This window comes from Sphingomonas sp. FW306-1B-B10E (assembly GCF_058782005.1).
The window spans coordinates 24808-45211 of the sequence record NZ_JBYSXG010000041.1 but is presented as its reverse complement, the minus strand read 5'-3'; the positions used below and the strand labels follow the sequence as shown (position 1 = coordinate 45211).

At 66.2% G+C, this 20404-nt stretch carries 23 protein-coding genes; 17 read left to right on the top strand and 6 right to left on the bottom strand.

What is annotated here, in order from left to right:
* Window positions 1-923 (bottom strand): radical SAM protein (locus tag AC3WJI_RS15520; RefSeq protein WP_492758184.1); only part of this gene is annotated, 923 nt, incomplete at its 3' end.
* A 29-nt stretch (window positions 924-952) separates the two neighbouring features.
* On the opposite strand from AC3WJI_RS15520, the gene AC3WJI_RS15515 reads away from it, so the two are divergent.
* Window positions 953-1528 carry a DUF924 family protein gene (locus tag AC3WJI_RS15515; protein ID WP_492758183.1) on the top strand — a complete coding sequence of 192 codons (576 nt, stop codon included), beginning with the start codon at window positions 953-955 and terminating at the stop codon, window positions 1526-1528.
* Here AC3WJI_RS15515 and AC3WJI_RS15510 read toward each other — a convergent pair.
* Complete coding sequence (locus tag AC3WJI_RS15510) at window positions 1503-3095, bottom strand: putative bifunctional diguanylate cyclase/phosphodiesterase (protein ID WP_492758186.1); 1593 nt, start codon at window positions 3093-3095, stop codon at window positions 1503-1505. The two genes, AC3WJI_RS15515 and AC3WJI_RS15510, sit on opposite strands and share 26 nt — an antisense overlap.
* A gap of 293 nt (window positions 3096-3388) precedes the next feature.
* Here AC3WJI_RS15510 and ffh point away from each other — a divergent pair, with 293 nt between their 5' ends.
* The 9 genes from ffh (at window position 3389) to AC3WJI_RS15465 (ending at window position 10074) form a co-directional block, all read left to right on the top strand.
* A complete protein-coding gene (gene ffh, locus AC3WJI_RS15505; RefSeq protein ID WP_492758182.1) occupies window positions 3389-4879 on the top strand; it encodes a signal recognition particle protein in 1491 nt (496 codons plus the stop codon).
* A gap of 32 nt (window positions 4880-4911) precedes the next feature.
* A complete protein-coding gene (gene rpsP, locus AC3WJI_RS15500) occupies window positions 4912-5439 on the top strand; it encodes a 30S ribosomal protein S16 (RefSeq protein WP_492758181.1) in 528 nt (175 codons plus the stop codon).
* Between the two features lie 57 nt (window positions 5440-5496).
* The gene (locus tag AC3WJI_RS15495) at window positions 5497-5646 is read left to right on the top strand and encodes a hypothetical protein (protein WP_492758180.1); all 150 of its coding nucleotides are present in this window, start codon (window positions 5497-5499) and stop codon (window positions 5644-5646) included.
* A gap of 30 nt (window positions 5647-5676) precedes the next feature.
* Window positions 5677-6153: a ribosome maturation factor RimM gene (gene rimM, locus AC3WJI_RS15490; protein WP_492758179.1), complete on the top strand. Its 477-nt coding sequence runs from the start codon at window positions 5677-5679 to the stop codon at window positions 6151-6153.
* The gene (locus AC3WJI_RS15485) at window positions 6150-6884 is read left to right on the top strand and encodes a metallophosphoesterase family protein (RefSeq protein WP_492758178.1); all 735 of its coding nucleotides are present in this window, start codon (window positions 6150-6152) and stop codon (window positions 6882-6884) included. Before rimM ends, AC3WJI_RS15485 begins: the two co-directional genes overlap by 4 nt.
* Before the next feature lie 165 nt (window positions 6885-7049).
* A complete protein-coding gene (locus tag AC3WJI_RS15480; RefSeq protein ID WP_492758177.1) occupies window positions 7050-7652 on the top strand; it encodes a DUF6932 family protein in 603 nt (200 codons plus the stop codon).
* Window positions 7649-8605 carry a hypothetical protein gene (locus AC3WJI_RS15475; RefSeq protein WP_492758176.1) on the top strand — a complete coding sequence of 319 codons (957 nt, stop codon included), beginning with the start codon at window positions 7649-7651 and terminating at the stop codon, window positions 8603-8605. The genes AC3WJI_RS15480 and AC3WJI_RS15475 overlap by 4 nt, the downstream gene beginning before the upstream one ends.
* 65 nt (window positions 8606-8670) lie before the next feature.
* The gene (locus AC3WJI_RS15470; RefSeq protein ID WP_492758175.1) at window positions 8671-9243 is read left to right on the top strand and encodes a glycine-rich domain-containing protein; all 573 of its coding nucleotides are present in this window, start codon (window positions 8671-8673) and stop codon (window positions 9241-9243) included.
* A gap of 6 nt (window positions 9244-9249) precedes the next feature.
* Window positions 9250-10074: a TIGR04222 domain-containing membrane protein gene (locus AC3WJI_RS15465; RefSeq protein ID WP_492758174.1), complete on the top strand. Its 825-nt coding sequence runs from the start codon at window positions 9250-9252 to the stop codon at window positions 10072-10074.
* Here AC3WJI_RS15465 and AC3WJI_RS15460 read toward each other — a convergent pair.
* Entirely contained in the window at window positions 10071-10976 is a 906-nt protein-coding gene (locus AC3WJI_RS15460; protein WP_492758173.1) for an NAD(P)/FAD-dependent oxidoreductase, read from the bottom strand. The genes AC3WJI_RS15465 and AC3WJI_RS15460 overlap by 4 nt on opposite strands.
* An 84-nt stretch (window positions 10977-11060) precedes the next feature.
* Here AC3WJI_RS15460 and AC3WJI_RS15455 point away from each other — a divergent pair, with 84 nt between their 5' ends.
* The 4 genes from AC3WJI_RS15455 to rplS are packed head-to-tail and all read left to right on the top strand — an operon-like array spanning window position 11061 to window position 12845.
* Window positions 11061-11351 (top strand): AbrB/MazE/SpoVT family DNA-binding domain-containing protein, encoded by a 291-nt coding sequence (locus AC3WJI_RS15455; RefSeq protein ID WP_492758172.1) that lies wholly within the window; start codon window positions 11061-11063, stop codon window positions 11349-11351.
* Window positions 11348-11725: a type II toxin-antitoxin system VapC family toxin gene (locus tag AC3WJI_RS15450; protein WP_492758171.1), complete on the top strand. Its 378-nt coding sequence runs from the start codon at window positions 11348-11350 to the stop codon at window positions 11723-11725. The genes AC3WJI_RS15455 and AC3WJI_RS15450 overlap by 4 nt, the downstream gene beginning before the upstream one ends.
* A complete protein-coding gene (gene trmD / locus AC3WJI_RS15445; protein WP_492758170.1) occupies window positions 11722-12459 on the top strand; it encodes a tRNA (guanosine(37)-N1)-methyltransferase TrmD in 738 nt (245 codons plus the stop codon). Before AC3WJI_RS15450 ends, trmD begins: the two co-directional genes overlap by 4 nt.
* Window positions 12456-12845, top strand: a complete 390-nt coding sequence (rplS, locus tag AC3WJI_RS15440) for a 50S ribosomal protein L19 (RefSeq protein ID WP_492758169.1) — start codon at window positions 12456-12458, stop codon at window positions 12843-12845. Before trmD ends, rplS begins: the two co-directional genes overlap by 4 nt.
* A gap of 70 nt (window positions 12846-12915) precedes the next feature.
* Here the strand turns inward: rplS and AC3WJI_RS15435 are convergent, their stop codons facing one another.
* Together AC3WJI_RS15435 and AC3WJI_RS15430 are read right to left on the bottom strand one after the other, a co-directional pair.
* The gene (locus tag AC3WJI_RS15435) at window positions 12916-13368 is read right to left on the bottom strand and encodes a PA2169 family four-helix-bundle protein (RefSeq protein WP_492758168.1); all 453 of its coding nucleotides are present in this window, start codon (window positions 13366-13368) and stop codon (window positions 12916-12918) included.
* Window positions 13369-13444: 76 nt separating this feature from the next.
* Complete coding sequence (locus tag AC3WJI_RS15430; protein WP_492758167.1) at window positions 13445-13822, bottom strand: VOC family protein; 378 nt, start codon at window positions 13820-13822, stop codon at window positions 13445-13447.
* A gap of 89 nt (window positions 13823-13911) precedes the next feature.
* Here AC3WJI_RS15430 and soxR point away from each other — a divergent pair, with 89 nt between their 5' ends.
* Together soxR and AC3WJI_RS15420 are read left to right on the top strand one after the other, a co-directional pair.
* Entirely contained in the window at window positions 13912-14385 is a 474-nt protein-coding gene (gene soxR, locus AC3WJI_RS15425; RefSeq protein ID WP_492758166.1) for a redox-sensitive transcriptional activator SoxR, read from the top strand.
* A 78-nt stretch (window positions 14386-14463) separates the two neighbouring features.
* Window positions 14464-16695, top strand: a complete 2232-nt coding sequence (locus AC3WJI_RS15420) for a S9 family peptidase (protein WP_492758165.1) — start codon at window positions 14464-14466, stop codon at window positions 16693-16695.
* Window positions 16696-16698: 3 nt separating this feature from the next.
* On the opposite strand, the gene AC3WJI_RS15415 is transcribed toward AC3WJI_RS15420, so the two are convergent.
* Window positions 16699-17727, bottom strand: a complete 1029-nt coding sequence (locus tag AC3WJI_RS15415) for a LacI family DNA-binding transcriptional regulator (RefSeq protein WP_492758164.1) — start codon at window positions 17725-17727, stop codon at window positions 16699-16701.
* Between the two features lie 386 nt (window positions 17728-18113).
* Between AC3WJI_RS15415 and AC3WJI_RS15410 the strand changes: the two genes are divergently transcribed.
* Complete coding sequence (locus AC3WJI_RS15410) at window positions 18114-20348, top strand: beta-glucosidase family protein (protein ID WP_492758163.1); 2235 nt, start codon at window positions 18114-18116, stop codon at window positions 20346-20348.
* Window positions 20349-20404: the final 56 nt, after the last annotated feature.

Here is a 20404-nt window from a genome sequence, read left to right as displayed (position 1 = left end):
CTGTAGGGGAAGATGTGGGGGTGGACCACATCACAATCGTCGAGCAGCGCGAGGGTGTTGGCGAACATCGCCTCGTCCTCGGTGGGGAAGCCGGCGATGAGGTCGGCGCCGATCGCGATCTCGGGACGGGCGGTCTTGAGCCGCTCGACGAGCGCGACGCTGTCGGCGCGGCTGTGGCGGCGCTTCATCCGCTTGAGCACCAGGTCGTCGCCCGCCTGGAGAGAGAGGTGGACGTGCGGCTGGAGGCGCGGCTCCTGGGTCAGCAAGGCGAACAGCCGGTCGTCGATCTCGACGCCGTCTAGCGAGGACAGACGCAGGCGGCGGAGCTTGGGGATGTGCGCAAGGATGCGCTCGACCAATTGGCCGAGGCTCGGCGCACCGGGAAGATCGGGGCCGTAGCTGGTCAGGTCGACGCCGGTGAGGACGATCTCGGCATGGTTCTCGGCGAGCGCGGCGATGCGGTCGATCACCGCGCCGGCGGGGACCGAGCGGCTGTTGCCGCGGCCATAGGGGATCGCGCAGAAGGTGCAGCGATGATCGCAGCCGTTCTGGACCTCGACAAAAGCGCGCGCGTGGGTCGAGAAGCTCGCAGCGAGATGCGGCGCGGTTTCGCGCACCGCCATGATGTCCTGGACCAATACCGGATCGTAAGCTTCCCAAGCTTGCGAAGAGAGTTTCTCGGCATTGCCAATCACTCGACTGACCTCTGGCATCGCGGCGAAGCTTGCCGGATCGATCTGCGCCGCGCAGCCGGTGACGACGAGTTCGGCGGCGGGGCTGTCGCGGTGCGCGCGCCGGATCGCCTGGCGGGTCTGCTTGACCGCCTCATTGGTGACCGCGCAGCTGTTCACCACGATCGTGTCACGCCCGGCCAGCAGCGTACGGATCGACTCGCCCTCTGCAAGGTTGAGACGGCAACCCATATTGATAATCTGGGGAGAGGAGGTCGGCATTGGCGAGCGATCTAGGGACCGTGGGGACGGAAGTCCACGCGAAGGCCGAGGAAGTGCTGCGCTTCTGGTTCGACGGGCTGATGCCCGAGCAATGGTTTGCGAAGTCCGACGAACTCGATCGCGAGATCGGCGACCGTTTCGAAGCGCTCCGGCTGGAAGTGCTGGCGAGCGGCGCGGCGGAGTGGCGCGACGATCCGCGGACCTTGCTCGCCGCAGTGATCCTGCTCGATCAGTTCAGTCGCAACGTGCATCGCGGCACGGCGCAGGCGTTCGACGCCGACCCGCTGGCGCAGGAGCTGGCGTGCCGCGCGGTCGAGAACGGCTGGGACCAGGCGATGACGCCCGAGCAGCGCCAATTCCTCTATCTGCCGTTCGAGCACGCCGAAAGCCGCGAGCTGCAGGCAGTGAGCCTCAATTGTTTCGAAGCGCTGGGCGGCGAAGTCCTGGAATATGCCCGCCAGCATGCAGAAGTGATCGCGCGCTATGGGCGGTTTCCGAGCCGCAACGCGGCGCTGGGGCGGATTTCCACGCCCGAGGAAATGGAATATCTCAGCCGGCCAGGCGCTGGCTGGTGACCGCGACCGGCGCTTCGGCCGCCGCACGGCGCAGCAGGCGGCGTTCGGCGAGCAGGCGGCGGACATTGGCGATCGACAGCGGCTTGCTGTAGAACCAGCCCTGTGCCTTGGCGCAACCGAGCGCGCGCAACCGCGCCTCGATCTCGGCATCCTCGACGCCTTCGGCAGTGATCGGCAGGTTCAGGCTTTCGCCCAGGCTGATGATCGCATGGACGATCGCAGCCGAATCGGCGCTCTCGTTCAAGGACATGATGAAGCTCTTGTCGATCTTGATCCGATCGAACGGCAGCGCACGCAGATGCGCGAGCGACGAATAGCCGGTGCCGAAATCGTCGAGCGCGACATGGACGCCCTGGTTCTTGAGGCTGCCGACGATCGACTGCGCGAGCGCGAGATTGTCGAACAATGCGCTCTCGGTGATCTCGACCTCGAGCCGGTTGGCGGGGAAGCCGGTCTCGGTGAGCACCTTGATGATCTTCTGCGCGAGCCACGCGTCGCGCAGCTGCCAAGGCGAGATGTTGATCGAGATGTTGAGCGACGGGTCCCAGTCGCGCGCGGCGAGCAGCGCCTGGCGCATGATCGACAGCGAGAGGTCACCGATCATTCCGGTCTCCTCCGCGATCGGGATGAACAATTCAGGGCTGATCATGCCGCGCGTCGGATGCTCCCAGCGCGCGAGCACTTCGAAGCCATGGAGGCGGCCGGTGGCGAGATCGATCTGCTGTTCGAAATAGGGGACGACTTCCTGGCGCGGGATGGCGAGGCGCAAGCCGGTCTCGAGGTCGTTGCGGATCTGGAGGTCGCGCTCCATCGACTGGTCGAACCAGGCGAAGCGGTTCCGCCCCGTCTTCTTGGCCTGATACATCGCGATATCGGCGGCGCGCATCAGCGCGTCGATCCCGGCACAGTCGAAGTCCGAGCGGGCGATGCCCAGCGAGCAGCTGATGTGGAGGCGGAGTCCCTCGGCCTCGAACGGCTGGGCCATGCGGCTGACCAATTTCTCGGCGATGCGCTCGACCGTGGCGGGCTCGGCGGGGTCGAACAGGAAGCCGCAGGCGAATTCGTCGCCGCCCAGCCGCGCGGTGAGTGCGATCGGCGGCATGAAATGCGCGATTTCACTGGCGACGGCGCGGAGCAGCGCGTCGCCGACGGCATGGCCGTGCATGTCGTTGATCGTCTTGAAGTGATCGAGATCGAGCATCACCAGCGCCATGCCCTTGCGGCGGCGCTGCGCGCGGACGAACATCGCCGCGCCCTCCTCGGCGAGGCTGCGGCGATTGAGGAAGCCGGTGAGCGGATCGCGGCTGGCCAATTGCTGCGCGCGCTCTTCGGCGGCGGCGCGGATCTGGAGTTCGTGGCTGAGCGAAGCATGGCGGCGCCAGCCGAGCAGGATCAGCGCGACATTGAGCAGCAAGGCGATGACGAGCGGCTGGCTGACCGGCTCCCCGCCCTGGAAATAATATTGCACCGATTTCGACAGCACTGCGCTACCGATGCCGACGAACAGCAGGATGGCGGCGACGCTGATCGCGCCGGTGAGCAGGCTGGGGCGCGGGGCCCGCTGCATCGTTTCTTCGTCGATATCCAGCGGCATTGCCGGCATCAGCCCCTTAATGATCAGGCGCGAAACTGTCATGACAGGGTGTAGATGGCGTTAAGTGGCAGGCTTTCCGAAAGGTTACCGAAGCAAGACAAGCAAGGTTGCGCTTTCGGGCGCCTGCCGCTATGTGCGCCTCCGACCGTTCCCGTGGAACGCGAACATTGGGCACCCCTAGGGGTGACGCCGGCCGACGAGGTTTCGTCCGCCGGCGTGTTTTGCGTTTGGCGGGGCGATCGTGATTTTGGAGTGATCTTGGTCCCATGTTCGACAGTCTGAGCGATCGGCTAGGCGGCGTCTTCGAGCGGCTGCGCGGGCGCGGCGCGCTGAGCGAGACCGACGTGCGCACCGCGATGCGCGAAGTGCGGATCGCCTTGCTCGAGGCCGATGTCGCGCTGCCCGTCGCGCGCGACTTCGTTGACAAGGTCACCGAGCAGGCGATTGGCCAGAACGTGCTGCGCTCGGTCACGCCGGGGCAGCAGGTCGTCAAGATCGTCCACGACGCGCTGGTCGACATGCTCGGCAGCGATACCGCCGAGCTCGAGATCGGCGTCACCCCGCCGGCGGTGATCATGCTGGTCGGCCTCCAGGGCTCGGGCAAGACGACGACGACGGCCAAGCTGTCCAAGCTGCTCAAGAAGGACGGCAAGAAGGTGATGATGGCGTCGCTCGACGTCAATCGCCCGGCAGCGCAGGAACAGCTCGCGGTGCTCGGCACCCAGACCGAAGTCGCGACCTTGCCGATCGTCGCCGGCCAGCCGCCGGTTGAGATCGCCAGGCGCGCGCTGAGCGCGGCGAAGCTCCAGGGCTTCGACGTGCTGATGCTCGATACCGCAGGCCGCCTCCACGTCGACCAGGCGCTGATGGACGAGATGAAGGCGGTGGCGGACATCGCCAACCCGGCCGAGATCCTGCTCGTCGTCGACAGCCTGACCGGGCAGGACGCAGTCAATGTCGCGTCGAACTTCTCCGAGCAGGTGCCGCTGACCGGCGTCATCCTGACCCGCATGGACGGCGACGCCCGCGGCGGCGCGGCGCTGTCGATGCGTGCGGTCACCGGCAAGCCGATCAAGTTCGCCGGCATGGGCGAGAAGCTCGACCAGATCGAGCCGTTCCACCCCAAGCGCGTGGCGGGCCGCATCCTCGGCATGGGCGACGTGGTCAGCCTCGTCGAGCGCGCCGCCGAGTCGATCCAGCAGGAAGACGCCGAGCGCATGGCGGGCCGGCTCGCCAAGGGCCAGTTCGACATGAACGACTTGCGCAGCCAGCTCCAGCAGATGCGCCGGATGGGCGGCATCGGCGCACTCGCGGGCATGATCCCGGGGATGAAGAAGGCGCAGGCCGCCGCCGACCAGGCCGGCGGCGACAAGGTGCTGCTGCGCTTCGACGCGATGATCACGTCGATGACTCCCAAGGAGCGCGCCAAGCCCGAGTTGCTCAACGCCAAGCGCAAGATCCGCATCGCCAAGGGCAGCGGCACCACCGTGCAGGACGTCAACAAGCTCATCAAGATGCATCAGGAGATGCAGACCGCGATGAAGCGCCTGAAGAAGATGGGTGGGCTGAAGGGCATGCTGGGCATGCTCGGCAAGGGCGGCCCCGGCGGCGGCATGGGCGGGCTCGGCAATGCGCTGGGTGGGCCCGAGCTCGGCGAGATGATGGGCAAGATGGGCGGCCAAAGCGGCGGGCTTCCGGGCCTGCCGGGAACGCCTAACCTGCCGCCCGGCTTCGAGAATTTCCTGAAAAAGAAGTAACTTGAACTCAGATTGTAAGAAGGAAGATTTTAATGGCACTCTCTATGCGTCTCTCGCGCGGCGGTTCGAAGAAGCGTCCCTATTACCGGATCGTGATCGCCGATGCGCGCTCGCCCCGTGACGGCAAGTTCATCGAGAAGATCGGCACCTACAACCCGCTGCTCGGCAAGGAAGACGAGAAGCGCATCGTGCTCGATGGCGACCGCGCCAAGCATTGGCTGAGCGTCGGCGCGCAGCCGACCGACCGCGTTGCCCGCTTCCTCGATGTCGCCGGCATCAAGGAGCGCACCGCCAAGAACAATCCGAACAAGGGCAAGCCGGGCGAGAAGGCCGTCGAGCGCGCCGAGGAGCGTGCCGAGAAGGCCAAGGCCGCCGAGGAAGCCGCCGCCGAGGCAGCCGCAACCCCTGCACCCGAGCCCGTCGAGGACAGCCAGGCCGAGGCCGAGGCCGTCGTCGGTGCCGAAGTCGAGGCTGCTACCGAGACCCCGACCCCGGAGGCCGAGCAGGTCGCCGAGGCGACTGCCGAGCAGACCCCAGCCGAAGAAAAGTCGGAAGGCTGAGGCGCTTGCCGGCCATCGTGCGTTTCGAAGGACGAACCATGTCCCGAGGAGCACAGGATGGCCAGCAAACCCGATACCGGCCCGGATACCGACGAGCGTGAGAATCCCGGCGGCACCCAGACCAATCCCGCAGGCGCGTCGACCGATGCGCCCGCGGAAGGCGGCGACGATACGCCGCCAGAGCAGCCGGGCTCGCCCAAGGGTTGACGCCCGGCATGCGCTGACGGGGCGGGCGGCGTGAGCGCCGATCGCCCCGTCACGCTCGCGGCGATCATTGGCGCGCACGGCGTTGCCGGCGAGGTCCGCCTCAAGGTCTTCGCCGAGGATCTTGCCAGCTATAAGAGCTTCAACGACGGCGCGTTCACGCTCAAGAGCGTGCGACCCGGCTCGAACGGCGTGATCGCGCGGATCGCCGAAGTGACCGACCGCAACGCCGCCGAGGCGCTGCGCGGAACGCAGCTGACTGTCCCGCGCTCGGCGCTGCCGCCGCTCGACGAGGGCGAATATTATCATGTTGACCTGCTCGGGCTTCCTGCGGTCTCCGATGCCGGGGATGCGCTCGGCACGGTGATCGCGATCGACAATTACGGCGCGGGCGACGTGCTCGAGATCGAGCGCCCCGACGGCAAGCGCTTCATGGTGCCGATGCGGCCCGAGGCAGTGCCCGAATGGGATGCCGAGCGACTGGTGATCCACGCTGGGTTCGCCGAATGAGCCGCATCGCGGTTCTTTCGGACATCCACGGCAATCTTCCCGCACTCGAGGCGGTCGCGGCCGACGCATCGCTGCGCGGCTGCACCGGCTTCGTCAACCTGGGCGACAGCCTGTCGGGCCCGCTCTGGCCCGCCGAGACCGCCAACTGGCTGATCGCGCGCGGCTGGCCGACGATCGCGGGCAATCACGAGCGCCAATTGCTCGAAGTCCCGCTCGACCGGATGAACGCGTCGGACCGCTTCACCCGCCCGCGGCTCTCGCCGGCCGTGCTGGCCTGGCTGGCGAGCCTCCCCGCGACGCTGGCGCTGGGCGATCTGTTCCTCTGCCACGGCACGCCGCGCAGCGATGTCGAACATTTCCTCGAGACGATCGAGCCCGATGGCCTGCGCCGCGCCATCGAGGCCGAAGTCGCCGAGCGGCTAGGCGGGCAGGGCGCCGCGCTGACGCTCTGCGGCCATTCGCATATCCAGGGGGAGCTGCGGCTGGCCGATGGGAGCCGCGTGGCCAATCCCGGCAGCGTCGGGCTGCAGGCGTTCCGGGACGACCAGCCGTATAGCTATGTCGTCGGGAACGGCGACGTACGGGCGCGTTATGCGGTCGTCGAGGATGGCGCGGTGGCGTTTCATGCGGTCGCCTACGACCACCAGGCTGCGGCGGCGAAGGCGGCGTCCGAGGGGCGCGAGGATTGGGCGCGGGGACTAGGTACTGGTCGGGCGTTATCTGCGAGGTAGATACGACGATCATGCGCGCTCACTCGCCCTGCTGGCAAGCAAGGGTGCTGGTGATCTCCTTCCCATTCCGCTGGTGCGAAGCGGTTGAGTTCCGCAATCTCCAAATCGTATCCGGGTTGGCATTTGCCCTGAAAGCGCGCAGATTCGGCTGCCGCTTTAGGGGGTATGCTACTCGTGCCTATTCCGCCGTTCACGATCGACGGGGTTCTTCCGCCATACGTCGGCTCGGGCGGACCAGGCGGTCGGGCCGAAGACATGACGCCCTATCTTGTTACAGCCTTGGAAGTGGTGACCACCTTAGGATCGACCGATGAGCGGAAGGCTATATTACGCGGCTGGCTTCAGCATCGTGCTGACCTGCGCGGCCTCGGATTCGATGGCGGTTTTCAATGGCTGGATGGAAGCTTTGTCGAAGATAAGCTACCGCGAGATCTCGACATCGTGACGTTTACATACCGCCCTGCAGCCGCCGGATTACCGGCCGACTTAGGCTTGCTCATGACTAATAATCCGGACCAGTTCCGACGAGCCCCGGTTAAGGCGCGCTACAACCTCGATGCCTTCTTCGTTGACCTGAACGGTCATCCTGAGACGCTTGTCAATGCATCCCGCTATTACCTCGGCCTATTTTCGCATCGCCGAGGTGACGATCTGTGGAAGGGAATGCTACAAGTAAGGCTAGAAGACATTCAGGATGACGCTGCGGCATTGGTCGCTCTAAATTCGCCCGCTCTTGTCGCGGTACCTGCCGGAGGCGCTAACCCGTGAGCAGCCTAAGGAAACTCGAGCGAGATCGTACGATCGCCGAACTGGCGTCGGTAAACCAGCTTCTCCAAGGCATGACGCCTGATGACGTGATGACACGCATGGGCCTTGAGGATCGCCGTGATGAGCTCCAGGAACTCATCGCAGGATTGATCGACTTTGGAGGTGAGACCGCGTCGGCCGCGCTGTTCTTTGGAGGCCGACCCGTCGCCGGATCTCGGGGAGTCGAAAGTGAATTCGGCGGTAACGCGGTCGCAAAGTTCCAGGACCTTGTGGCCAAGCTTCTCGTTCAGGAGGTGGGTGAGCTCGGACAGCGTGGGCCCGTTCCTAACAAGGCCGCATCGACGTTGCACATCACGAATGTCGTTCGGGGTTCATTTGGATTCCTGATGGAAGAGGTGCAAACGCAGGGGCAACTTGTCGACACCGCGCTAAAGGCCGCCGTGGAGGATGCATCGCGCCTAATGACAGCCTTCGCAGACACTGACGAAGCAAAATTTCAAGAGGCTGTCGAGACCGTGGATCAGCGGGTTTTTGCAACCGCCGGTGAATTCTTTGATCTGCTACGACAGGGAGGAGCCACTCTCCGCTTGGTCGTTGGCGACAACGACGACTCTTTCAGCACGATCGCTGTGGAGCGTGCTGTCGAACGGGCCACCACCACGACCGTTTCGGAGGATGAGGAGATCATGATCGGACAACTTACAGGCGCGCTTCCGGACGGACACATGTTTGAGTTCCGCAATGCAACAGGCGACATTGTCCGCGGAAGGGTTGACCGATTAATCACGGCCGATCAACTCATGCAATTCAACATGACCTTATTGAACGTCGAAGCGCGGGCTCGGATGAGGGTGCGTCGGGTTTGGAAGGAAGGCGCGGTGGTAAGAGAGAGCTGCACCCTACTAAGTTTGGATCGGCTAGAAGAGGAGCGCGCTCAAATCGAGCAGCGCTGACTCCCTAGGGCAGGAGCTGATCTTGTCACAAAACCTAAATATCCACCACCTACCTAGGCATTCGAATGCGAAAGGCCCCTGGTCTTACCGCTGAAGTCCCGGACCACCCGCTCTGGTCGGCGCTCTCCCGTTACACCTTCGGCCCCGAGGATGCGGCGCTGCCCTTTGCAGAGCGGTTGGCGCGCGACAATGGATGGCGGCGGGCGCATGCAGAGCGGGTGATCGAGGAGTATCGGCGCTTCGCCTTCCTCGCGGTCACCGCCGGGCACCCGGTGACGCCCTCCGATGCGGTCGACCAGGCCTGGCATCTCCACCTCACCTATAGCCGCGACTATTGGGAGCGCTTCTGCCCCCTGCTCGGACGGCCGCTGCATCATGGCCCCACGGCGGGCGGGGCGGCCGAGCAGCACCGTTACTTCACCCAATATGCCGAGACCCTGCGCAGCTATGAGCGCGTCTTCGGCACTCCGCCCGCGGATCTGTGGCCCGACGCGGCGCGGCGGCTGAACGAGGACCACAAAGCGCGCCGCGTGCATCCGCGCGACGCGATCATCGTTCCGCGCAGGCTGGTCCGGATCGGGCTGCTGATCGCAGTGCCGGCGATGCTCGCGCTGGGACTTCTCTTGCTGAGGAGCTAGGACTTTATGTCGCTCGGACCCTTCGACCTTACCGGCGGGCCGTTTCTCCAACTCTACGGCGCGCTGCTGGTGCTCACCATCATCGCCGGCTTCGCGATCCCGCGTTGGCTTCGCCCGGAAGGCGGGACGCCGCGCAGCACCGATATCGACCATCTCGCCTTCCTCGCCGGCGGCGCGTCGCGGCTCGCCGAAGCGGTGACCGCGCGGCTGCTCGCCACGCAGCGGCTGGCGATCGACGGCGGAAAGTTCGTCGCAGGTGGGTTCGGCGCCGGCACGCCCGCCGAACGCAGCGTGCTCGCGCTGCCCCAGCCGGCCGATTGGGGCGCGATCGCGCGCGCGGTCGGGCGGCATGCCGATCCGATCCGCGAGCGGCTGGTCGATAGCGGGCTGCTGATGGGCAGGGGCACCGCCTGGCAGCTGCGCTTCTGGCAGACGCTGCCCTATCTGCTGCTGCTCGCCTTCGGCTGGACCAAGCTCCAGATCGGTGAGGCGCGCGGGCGGCCGGTCGGCTATCTCACGATCCTGCTGGTCGCCACCGCAGCCCTGACGCTGATCCGGTTCGTCGCGCTCGACCGGCGGACCCGCGCGGGGCAGCAAGTGCTCGCCGAGGCGCGCGCGCGCTCCGAACGGCTGCGCCGCGCCCCGACCGGGGGCGAGGCCGATTTGGGCGTGGCGCTGTTCGGAACGGTGGTGTTGGTCGGCTCGGCGTGGAGTGACTTCCATCGCATGCGGACGCCCGATAGCTCGAGCGGCGACAGCAGCAGCGGCGGCGGCGACAGCGGCGGGGGAGGCGGTTGTGGCGGCGGCGGGTGCGGCGGCTGCGGAAGCTAGCGGCGCAGCGGACGCTGCTCGGCGAGCATGTTGCGGATCGTCGTGGCGGCGACCCCGGCTTCGCCCATCGCGTGGCTGATCTGGTCGAGCCCCTTGGCGACGTCGCCGGCGGCGAACAGGCCGGGGACCGAGGTACGCTGGTGGTCGTCGACTTCGAGGCAGCCGTCCTCGGCGGCGCGCGCGCCGGCCTGGATCGCGAGCTGCGAGCGGATGCGCGAGCCCAGAGCGGGGTAGACGCTGTCGAAGGTCAGCCGGCCGTGCGCAGTATCGAAGGCGAGCTGGTCGCCCTCGATCGCATAGCCGCCGCACGGGCCGTCCACGCGCGCTATCCCGGCGTCGTCGAGCTGGACCGTCAGTTCGCCGGGAAGATCATGCTCGGCCTCGGGTGCGACCAGCGTGACGTCGGGAGTGTAGCCGCGCAGGAAGATCGCTTCGCGCACGCCATGCTCGCCGGTGCCGATCACGCCGACGCGCTTGTCGGTGACTTCATAGCCGTCGCAGATCGGACAATAGCGGAGCAGTCCGCGCTGAAGCGCCTCGCCGTGAAGGCCTTCCTCCATATCGGGACGGTGGTTGACCACCCCGGTGGCGAGCAGGATCGACCGCGCCCGATATTCGCGCGTGCCGACCCGGGCGACGAAGCCTTGATCCGCTACCTGCAGTTCGGTCACCTCGGCGAGTTCGCGCTCGGCGCCGTATTTTTCGGCCTGCTCGGCCATCAATGCGAGCAAGTCCTTGCCCGAAATGCCGTCGGGATAGCCGGCATGGTTATGCGTGCACGGGATCAGCGCCGCGCGGCTCGACCCGCAATCGAACAGCCGGATCTTGAGGTGGAAGCGGGCGAGATAGATCGCGGCGGTGAGTCCGGCGGGTCCGGCGCCGATGATGATGCAATCGTCCATGGAAGCGCGAAGCGCGCGACTGAGTGAGAGGTTCCTTGACCGTCGCTCCCGCCGTATATACATCCTGTATATACGGAGGCCGGCATGGGCGAGTACACGGCAAAGACTTTCAAATCGGGCAATTCGGTGGCGTTGCGCCTCCCGAAGGCGCTTGGGGTGAAGGAAGGCATGGAGATGAAGGTTCGCGAAGATCGCGGCGCTTTCATCGTCGAGCCGGTCGACAGGCCCAAGCGCAAATTCAACATCGACAAGGTTTGGGGCTGCGGCGCGGGTTCGGGGCTGAAGCTGATCGAGCCCGAGAATCGCGTATTCGAGCATCGTCCTCTGCTGTGGGAGGACCCGGACTGGCGTGCCAAGCTCGAGCGCGGCCAGTGAAGTTCCTGCTGGACTCCAATATCGTCATCGCGGCGTCGTTGGGATTGAACGCCGTATTGCGGGATCGCCTTTCGGCTTGCGACGAAGGCGATCTCGTCACTTCTGCAATTGCGTTGGCCGAGGTTCTCTTGGGTTCGGAACGGGGCAAGCCGCCCCCGATCGAGGCGATCGAAACGTTCATCGAGGAAGTCCCAGTCCTCGATTTCGATATGATGGCTGCGCGAGCCTATGCACGCCTGCCGTTCCAGCGCGGCAGCTACGACCAACTGATCGGAGCCCATGCGCTGTCACGCGATCTTGTCATGGTGACTGACAACGTCGCGGACTTTGCGGCGGTGCCGGCGTTGCGGGTTGAAAACTGGATGCGGCCATGACATTCGCCGCCACTGTTCTCACTCTCTACCCCGAGATGTTCCCCGGACCACTCGGCGCGTCGCTGGCCGGGCGGGCGCTGCGCGAGGGAGTTTGGAGCCTCGATGCGGTGCAGATCCGCGACTTCGCGACCGACAAGCACCGCTCGGTCGACTTCACGCCTGCGGGCGGCGGGGCGGGGATGGTGATGCGGGCCGACGTGCTCGGGGCGGCGCTCGACAGTGTCGCGCCCGGGCCTCCGGTGCTCGCGATGACGCCCCGTGGCGCGCCGCTCACCCAGGAGCGCGTGCGGGCGTTGGCGGCAGGGCGGGGGGTCACGATCCTGTGCGGGCGTTTCGAGGGGATCGACGAGCGATTGTTCGAGGCGCGCGACATCGAACAGGTGTCGATCGGCGACTATATCCTTTCGGGCGGCGAGATGGCCGCGCTGACCCTTCTCGACGCTTGCATTCGGCTGCTTCCCGGCGTAATGGGCGCGGCTTCCAGCGGCATGGACGAGAGCTTCGAGACGGGGCTGCTCGAATATCCGCAATATACCCGACCTGTAGAATGGGAAGGGCGCACGATCCCCGAAGTGCTGCGATCGGGGGATCATGCGAGGATCGAGGCTTGGCGACGTGCCCAGGCGGAGACCGACACACGGCTAAGGAGGCCGGACCTTTGGGAGCGCCATGAGGGCGCTCGGGTCCATCCTCCCTCTGGCGCGCAGCGACGAAACAGGAACGACAAGTCATGAACGTCATCCAGACGCTCGAAGCCGAGCAGATCGCCAAGTTCAACGAGACCAAGAAGATCCCGGAATTCCGTCCGGGCGACACCCTCCGCGTCGGCGTGAAGGTCGTCGAAGGCGAGCGCACCCGCGTGCAGAATTACGAGGGCGTGTGCATCGCCCGCGCCAATCGCGGCATGGGCAGCAGCTTCACCGTCCGCAAGATTTCGTTCGGTGAGGGCGTCGAGCGCGTCTTCCCGCTCTATTCGCCGAACATCGACACGATCGAAGTCGTCCGCCGCGGCGTCGTGCGTCGTGCGAAGCTCTATTATCTGCGTGGCCGCACCGGCAAGTCGGCGCGTATCGCCGAGCGCCGCGACGTGCGCACCAATGAGGTTGCCGCAGCCGAATAAGCTTAGGCTTATCGAGACAATAAGGGCGCGGTGGCGATGGCCACCGCGCCCTTTCTCATTGTGGTGTCGCTCAGCGCGCGCCCTGCAACGCGTCGCGAAGCTCGCGGACTCGGTCGTGCCCGCGGCGCACCGATTCATAGCATTGCTGGACCACGCCTTCGACACCGTCGGACATGCGATGGTCCTTCAGGACGCGATCGAACTCTTCCTTGAGATAATCCTCGCCGCGCTCGATCTCGCTCAGGATCGCCTCGTCGCCGCCACCGAGCAAGTGACGCAGATCTTCCCAGCGGCGATGCAGCGTCGCGGCGGCGGAGCCGTATTCGGCGGGGGTTCCGCCGAGTTCGCGGCTCTTGGCGGCCAGCGCCTCGACCACGCGGGCGCGGTCGGCCGCCATCTCGCGGAAGAAGGCAGCGTAGCGCCCGGCCTCGGCATGCTCGGCGGAATGCTCGTAGCCGCGGATGCTGTCGATCGTCGTGAAGATCAGGTCGTCCAGCTTGGAAACGTCGTGGTTGGCGGACATGGTGGTTCTCCCGATAGGCGAGGGCCAGAACCACCAGGTTTCGGGCTTGCTCCCCGCAAAGAGAGTCAATGCCGGCTTAGGTATAGCTGACGATCTCGAACTCGGTACCGTCATGGTCAAGGAAGTAGAAGCGCCGGCCGGGGTCGTAGTCGGCGTGCGCGAAGGGCACGAGCCCCGCGGCGACGACGCGGCGCTCCACCTCGTCGAGATCGTCGACAAGGATGCCGACATGGTTGAGTGGCCGGCCCTTAGCGAAGATCGCGGGATCGAGACGCTCGGGAGGCGTGTAGACGGCGAGATAGGTCCGCTCGTCGCCGACATGGACGACGCGGCCATTGTCGCGCGCCGCGCCCTCCCAGCGGACGTGCCAGTCGAACAGGTCGCGGAGCAGTCCGGCCATCCGCTCGGGGTCGCTGACGGTGAGGTTGACGTGCTCGATATAGGGTGCGGGCATGGAAGTCCTTTCGGATTTGGAGGCCATCCCGCAAGCAGCTACAACCTCAACCTAAGTTGAGGTCAAGCGCGAAAAAATCGGAGGCAGGGATGGGCCGCGGAAACGAATTGCTGACCATCGGCGAACTGGCGGCGCGCACCGGGCTGTCGGTGTCGGCGGTGCGCTTCTACGAAGGCAAGGGGCTGGTCCATCCGATCCGCACGAGCGGCAACCAGCGCCGCTTCCTGCGCGCCGACATCCGCCGCATCTCGTTCGCGCTGATCGCGCAGCAATTGGGCTTCACACTGCCGCAGATTGCCGCCGAACTCGCCAAATTGCCGCAGGACAGCGCGCCGAGCGCCGCCGACTGGAAGCGGATCAGCCGCGGCTTCCGCCAGGTGATCGAGACGCGCGTCGCGCAGCTGCAGCGCACGCTCGACGATCTCGACGGTTGTATCGGCTGCGGCTGCCTGAGCCTCCGGAAATGCGCGCTCTACAATCCCGACGATCGCGCCGCCGCGAACGGCGCCGGACCGCGCTTCATCCTCGTCTCGCGCAAGGTGGCGATGGGGCTCGCGGACTAGCCCTTTACCGGCGAAGTGCACGCCGCGATAAGGCGCGTTCGTCCGCGGTCGTCGGGCGCGAACTCCGGAGAGACGGGAATGCGTACATGGTTGCTGGGATTGGCTTTGGTCGCGCTGGGAGCACCGCTGATGACCGGTGAGGCGGCGGCGCAGGCCAGGGACCTTACGCTCGACCGCGTCTTCGCCAGTCCCGACCTCGCCGGCACCACGCCGCGTAAGCTGACGCTGTCGCCCGACGGAAAGTTCGTGACCCTGCTGCGCAACCGCGCCGACGAGAAGGAGCGCTTCGACCTGTGGGCGATGGACACGCGCACCGGCCAATGGCGGATGCTGGTCGATTCGAAGAAGCTCGGCACTGGCGCCGCGCTTTCCGAGGCTGAGAAGATGCAGCGCGAGCGCGCCCGCATCGGCGGGACCAAGGGGATCGTCTCTTATGACTGGTCGGCCGATTCGCAGTCGATCCTGGTGCCGCTCGAGGGCGAGCTCTATCTCGCGCGGCTCGACGGCCGCGTGCAGAAGCTCGCCGCGGCGGCGGGGCCCAAGCTCAACGCGGTGATCAGCCCATCGGGGCGCTTCGCCAGCTACGTCCAAGACCAGAATTTGGTGGTAATGGACCTCGCCGGCGGCACGCCGAGGCGGCTGACGGCGGACGGCGCGGACACGGTGCATTGGGGCGAGGCCGAGTTCGTCGCGCAGGAGGAAATGGACCGCCCGACCGGATATTGGTGGGCGCGCGACGACAGCCGCGTCGCGGTCGAGCGCTTCGACGAAGCGCCGGTGGGCGTGGTCACCCGCGCCGCGATCGGCGCCGAGGGTACCAACATCTACCAGCAGCGCTATCCCAAGGCAGGCACGCCCAACGCGCTGGTCGAGCTCTATGTGATGCGGCCCGACGGCAGCGCCAAGGTCAAGGTCGATCTCGGCCAGGAGACCGATATCTATCTTGCGCGGGTCAATTGGTCGCGCGACAGCAAGACGCTGTACGTCCAGCGCCAGAACCGCGACCAGACCGTGCTCGACGTGCTCGTGGTCGACCCGGCGACGGGCAAGTCGCGCGTGCTGTTCAGCGAGAAATCGGGGCCGAAGAGCTGGGTCAATCTGTCGAACGCGCTGACACCGCTCGACGACGGCAGCCTGCTCTGGTGGTCCGAGCGCGACGGCCATGGCCACCTCTATCGTTTCGCCAATGCCAAATGGACCCAGGTCACCAAGGGCGCCTGGGAAGTCACCCCCGATGTGGTCGGCGTCGACCAGGCGAAGGGCGAGGTGTTTTTCCTCGGCAACAAGGACGGCGTGCTCGAACGCCACCTCTATGTCGCGAGCTACCGCAAGCCGGGCGCCGTGACGCGGCTGACCGAGACAGGCTGGTGGAACGGCGCGGTGATGGACCCGGCGGGCACCCGCGCGATCGTCACGCGATCGAACACCGACCAGCCGTCGCAGGTCTATCTCGCCGATGCCTCCGGCAAGCGGATCGCCTGGGTGAACGAGAATGCGGTCACCGCGGCGGATCATCCCTATAATCCGTATCTCGCCAGCCACCGCGAGCGCACCTTCGGCACGATCAAGGGTCCCGACGGCACCGAGCTCCATTGGGAGATGGTTTCGCCCCAGCGGGTGCCGGGCAAGCGCTACCCGGTGTTCTTCCAGCATTATGGCGGGCCGCATTCGCAGACGGTGAGCAAAGCGTGGGGCGGGGCGCTCCAGCAATATATCGTCGATCGCGGCTATGTCTGGTTCCAGATCGACAATCGCGGCTCGGCCAATCGCGGCAAGGCGTTCGAAGACGCGATCTGGCACGCGATGGGATCGGTCGAGGTCGAGGACCAGGTCGCCGGCGCGAATTATCTCAAGACGCTCGACTTCGTCGATCCGAAGAAGATCGTCACCTATGGCTGGTCGTACGGCGGCTATATGTCGCTCAAGCTGCTCGAGGCGGCGCCGGGGGTGTTCGCCGCGGGCGTCGCGGGTGCGCCGGTGAGCAAATGGGAACTCTACGACACCCATTATACCGAGCGCTATATGGGCGACCCGACCAAGGTGGCGAAGGCGTATAAGCGCTCCGACACGATCACCGACGCAGCCAAGATCAAGGATCCGCTGCTGATCCTCCACGGCATGGCCGACGACAATGTCGTGCTCGAGCACACCACCGCGATGGCGGCGACGCTCCAGCAGCAGGAGGTGCCGTTCGAGATGATGCTCTATCCGGGCCACACCCACCGCGTCGGCGGGCCGGGGATCAGCGAGCATCTGTGGAACACGATCCTCGGCTTCCTGGACCGGCACACCGGCGCGGCCGGGCGCTGAGGCTCAGCTCCCCGCTCGTGCCGCCGGCGCAGTGCTCGCGCGCAGGATGAGGGCATGCGGCAGCAGGCGGGTAGGGGGCACCGCGTCGCCGGCGCCGCGCTGGGCTTGCGTCAGCAGGTCGACCGCGGTCACCGCCATCTCGAAATTGGGCTGGCGGATCGTGCTTAGCTGCGGCCAGGCCATCCGCGCGATTGCGGCGTCGTCGAATCCGGCGATCGAAAGCCGTTCGGGAACCGCGATACCGAGCCGCATTGCCGCGACGAGCACGGCGAGCGCCATCTCGTCATTGGCCGCGAAGATAGCGCTCGGCCGCGCGGCGGTGTCGAGCAGCCGCTCGGCGGCGTCGAGTCCGGAGCGGAAGGTGAAGTCGCCCTGGAGCGTGCGCGAATCGGGCACTGCCAGTCCGGCCTGCGCCATCGCCTGGCAAAAACCTTCCAGGCGCCGCGCCGCCGCGTGGTGGGTGGGATTGCCTTGGATGAATGCGATGTCGCGATGCCCGAGGCGGATCAGCTGCTCGGTCATCTCGCGCGCCGCACCGCGATCATCCATCTGCACGCGCGGCGTACGATCGGGGAAGTCGCCGGGGGACACCCTCACGACCGGTACGGAGTATCGCTCGAACAGGTCGAGCAATTCGGGCCAGTCGCACAAGGGCGGCGTCAGGATGGCACCGCCCAGCCGCACCGCGCGCAACGACGCTTCGCATTCCTCGAGCCAGCCCGCGCGGTCGCGGTCGAGTTGCTCGACGACGAGGTGGTAGCTCAGTTCGCGGCAGCGCGAGAGTGCGCCGCGCTGGAGATCGGCGGCATAGGTCGACGCCGGATCGTCGAAGAACAGGCCGAGCAGGAAGGAACGCGAGCTCGACAATTCACGCGCGAATGCGTTGGGGCGATAGCCGAGCTCCTCGACCACGCTCTGTACCGCGGCGCGCAGTTCAGCGCGGACATAGGACTCGCCATTGATGACGCGTGAAACGGTCTTGGGAGAGACACCCGCGCGCGCAGCGACATCCTTGATGGTTATGGTCTTCATTGCGTCGCTTCGAACCCTATCGTCATGTTAGCGTTAACGCCAGCCTCAGCCTGGCACGCCGCGCACACGCACCAAAACCGCAGCTGATGACATGCGCTTGACATCGATGTCAGATCGTATCAGACAACGATGTCAGAAGATAAGCCTCGTTTCAGAAGGCGCGCAGGGAGGGTGATGGTGAACGACTGCATTGATGCGGCTCGCGTGCTCGGCACACGCCCTTTCCAGCAAATCCATTTCTCGGCTCGCCAGTCTCGTGGGAACCCCTCCGGCCACCCAATGGGTCGGAATTTCGCGGCCATCGCCGTCGGGCGGTGGCCGCGCTTTTTTGGGGGTCCGAGCCAGGCAGTGCTGTCGCCGTCGCGCTTCAAGGGATTTTCGGCTCGATGATCGCAAAGCGCGTCTTGCTTGCCATTGCCTTGCTAGGTTCGGTGGCGCCGATTGCGGTCGCTGCCCAGCAGGCTCCTGCCGCCCAGGCGCAGCCGTGGCGCGACCGCACCCGCACTGCCGAGGCGCGCGCGGATGCGCTGGTCAAGGCGATGACCCACGCGGAGAAGCTGCGCTACGTGCACGGCCTTTTCCCGCCGATGACCAAGTCCACGCCGAGCGACATGATTCCCTCGGCAGGCTATGTCCCCGGCGTGCCGCGCCTCGGCATTCCGACGCTCCGGGAAAGCGATGCCAGCCTGGGCGTCGCCAATCAGGTCGAGCAGCGCAAGGGCGATACCGCGACGGCACTGCCATCGAGTCTCACCACCGCCGCGACCTTCGACATCGAGATGGCCCGCAAGGGCGGTGCGATGATCGGTGCCGAGGCGCGTGCCAAGACTTTCAACGTGCTGTTGGCCGGGGGGGTCAATCTGACGCGCGACGCGTGGAATGGCCGCAACTTCGAATATCTCGGCGAGGATCCGCTGCTCGCGGGCAAGATGGCCGGGGCGTCGATCGACGGCATTCAGTCCAATCACATCGTCTCGACGGTCAAGCATTTCATCCTCAACAGCCAGGAAAGCGGCCGCGCGGTGCTCAATGCCCGCATCGACGAGGCGGCGCTGCGCGAGAGCGATCTGTTGGCCTTCGAACTGGCGATCGACGCGGGCAAGCCGGGCTCGGTGATGTGCGCCTACAACCGCATCAACGGCGACTATGCGTGCGAGAGCCGCCGCATGCTCACCGACGTGCTGCGCGGCGACTGGCATTATCCCGGCTGGGTGATGAGCGACTGGGGCGCGGTGCACTCGACCGTCAAGGCGGCGAACTCCGGGCTCGATCAGCAATCGGGGCAGGAGCTGGACAAGGCGATGTACTTCGCCGAGCCGCTCGATGCTGCGATCCAGGCGGGGCTGGTGTCCGAGGCGCGGCTCGACGAAATGGTCCGCCGCATCCTCGTCGGCGTGATCGCCAGCGGGCTCTACGACAATCCCACGCCGGCGACTGCGCAATCGATCGACTATGCCGCGCATGCCGAGGTCGCCCAGCGCGTCGCCGAGGCGGGTATCGTGCTGCTGCGCAACCAGGGCGACGTGCTGCCGCTCGCCAGGACCGCCAAGCGGATCGTCCTGATCGGCGGCCATGCCGATGTGGGGGTGCTGTCGGGGGGCGGATCGAGCCAGGTCCGCTCGGTGGGCGGCGTGCCGGTAGAGATCCCGCTGACCGAGGGCGCGGCGGCGTCGTTCGCGCGCATCACCTGGCACAATTCGTCACCGCTGCGCGCGATCCGTGCGCTCGCCCCGCAGGCGCAGGTGACCTATATCGATGGCAGCGATCCCGCCGCCGCAGCCGCGGCCGCGCGCGCGGCCGATATCGCGATCGTCTTCGCGACGCACTGGACCACCGAGGCGCAGGACCCGCCCTCGCTGTCGCTCCCCGACGGCCAGGACGGGCTGATCACCGCGGTCGCCAAGGCCAATACCAAGACCGTGGTGGTGCTCGAGACCGGCGGGCCGGTGCTGATGCCTTGGATCGAACAGGTGCCCGCGGTGGTCCAGGCCTGGTATCCAGGGCAGCGCGGCGGCGAGGCGCTCGCGGCAATCCTGTTCGGTGCGGTCAACCCGTCGGGCCGGCTGCCGATCAGCTTTCCGCGTGCAACCGAGCAATTGCCGCGCCCCGCACCGGTCATCCCTGCCGGCGGCGCTCCCGATTCGGCGAGCAACACCGGCGCAGGGGACGGCAGTGCGGTGCCGGTATGGGACGTCGATTACAGCGAAGGCGCCAATGTCGGCTATCGCTGGTACGCGGCCAAGCGGGACAAGCCACTATTCCCCTTCGGCTACGGCCTCAGCTACAGCCGATTTGCGTTCTCCGGCGCGAAGTTCGCCGGCGGCGCTTCGCCGAGCGTCAGCTTCACCGTCCGCAACCTTGGCAAGCGCGCGGGAGCCGTCGTACCGCAATTGTACGTCACCGCGCCCGACGGTGCGCCGCTTCGCCTTGCCGGCTGGAAGCGGCAATGGCTGGAGCCAGGTCAGTCCGCGCAGGTGTCGCTCAGCGCGGATCGCCATGCGCTGGCACGTTGGCAAGCGAATGGCTGGGTCGTTGCAGGCGGCAAGTATCGCCTGTCGCTGGCGCAGGATGCCGAACATTTCGTCAGCGAAGGAGTGGTCGATGTCCCTGCGACGAAATGAACACGGAAAGACGTAATTTCATCGACTAGTGACAACGCTGTCGCTATTACATGGTA

What these genes read in the sequence shown, in the direction of transcription:
- AC3WJI_RS15510 (WP_492758186.1), bottom strand. Translation starts at nt 3,095, where the DNA reads ATGCAGCGGGCCCCGCGCCCCAGCCTGCTCACCGGCGCGATCAGCGTC.
- ffh (WP_492758182.1), top strand. Translation starts at nt 3,389, where the DNA reads ATGTTCGACAGTCTGAGCGATCGGCTAGGCGGCGTCTTCGAGCGGCTG.
- rpsP (WP_492758181.1), top strand. Translation starts at nt 4,912, where the DNA reads ATGGCACTCTCTATGCGTCTCTCGCGCGGCGGTTCGAAGAAGCGTCCC.
- AC3WJI_RS15495 (WP_492758180.1), top strand. Translation starts at nt 5,497, where the DNA reads ATGGCCAGCAAACCCGATACCGGCCCGGATACCGACGAGCGTGAGAAT.
- AC3WJI_RS15485 (WP_492758178.1), top strand. Translation starts at nt 6,150, where the DNA reads ATGAGCCGCATCGCGGTTCTTTCGGACATCCACGGCAATCTTCCCGCA.
- AC3WJI_RS15480 (WP_492758177.1), top strand. Translation starts at nt 7,050, where the DNA reads ATGCTACTCGTGCCTATTCCGCCGTTCACGATCGACGGGGTTCTTCCG.
- AC3WJI_RS15470 (WP_492758175.1), top strand. Translation starts at nt 8,671, where the DNA reads ATGCGAAAGGCCCCTGGTCTTACCGCTGAAGTCCCGGACCACCCGCTC.
- AC3WJI_RS15465 (WP_492758174.1), top strand. Translation starts at nt 9,250, where the DNA reads ATGTCGCTCGGACCCTTCGACCTTACCGGCGGGCCGTTTCTCCAACTC.
- AC3WJI_RS15460 (WP_492758173.1), bottom strand. Translation starts at nt 10,976, where the DNA reads ATGGACGATTGCATCATCATCGGCGCCGGACCCGCCGGACTCACCGCC.
- AC3WJI_RS15455 (WP_492758172.1), top strand. Translation starts at nt 11,061, where the DNA reads ATGGGCGAGTACACGGCAAAGACTTTCAAATCGGGCAATTCGGTGGCG.
- trmD (WP_492758170.1), top strand. Translation starts at nt 11,722, where the DNA reads ATGACATTCGCCGCCACTGTTCTCACTCTCTACCCCGAGATGTTCCCC.
- rplS (WP_492758169.1), top strand. Translation starts at nt 12,456, where the DNA reads ATGAACGTCATCCAGACGCTCGAAGCCGAGCAGATCGCCAAGTTCAAC.
- AC3WJI_RS15435 (WP_492758168.1), bottom strand. Translation starts at nt 13,368, where the DNA reads ATGTCCGCCAACCACGACGTTTCCAAGCTGGACGACCTGATCTTCACG.
- AC3WJI_RS15430 (WP_492758167.1), bottom strand. Translation starts at nt 13,822, where the DNA reads ATGCCCGCACCCTATATCGAGCACGTCAACCTCACCGTCAGCGACCCC.
- soxR (WP_492758166.1), top strand. Translation starts at nt 13,912, where the DNA reads ATGGGCCGCGGAAACGAATTGCTGACCATCGGCGAACTGGCGGCGCGC.
- AC3WJI_RS15420 (WP_492758165.1), top strand. Translation starts at nt 14,464, where the DNA reads ATGCGTACATGGTTGCTGGGATTGGCTTTGGTCGCGCTGGGAGCACCG.
- AC3WJI_RS15415 (WP_492758164.1), bottom strand. Translation starts at nt 17,727, where the DNA reads ATGAAGACCATAACCATCAAGGATGTCGCTGCGCGCGCGGGTGTCTCT.
- AC3WJI_RS15410 (WP_492758163.1), top strand. Translation starts at nt 18,114, where the DNA reads ATGATCGCAAAGCGCGTCTTGCTTGCCATTGCCTTGCTAGGTTCGGTG.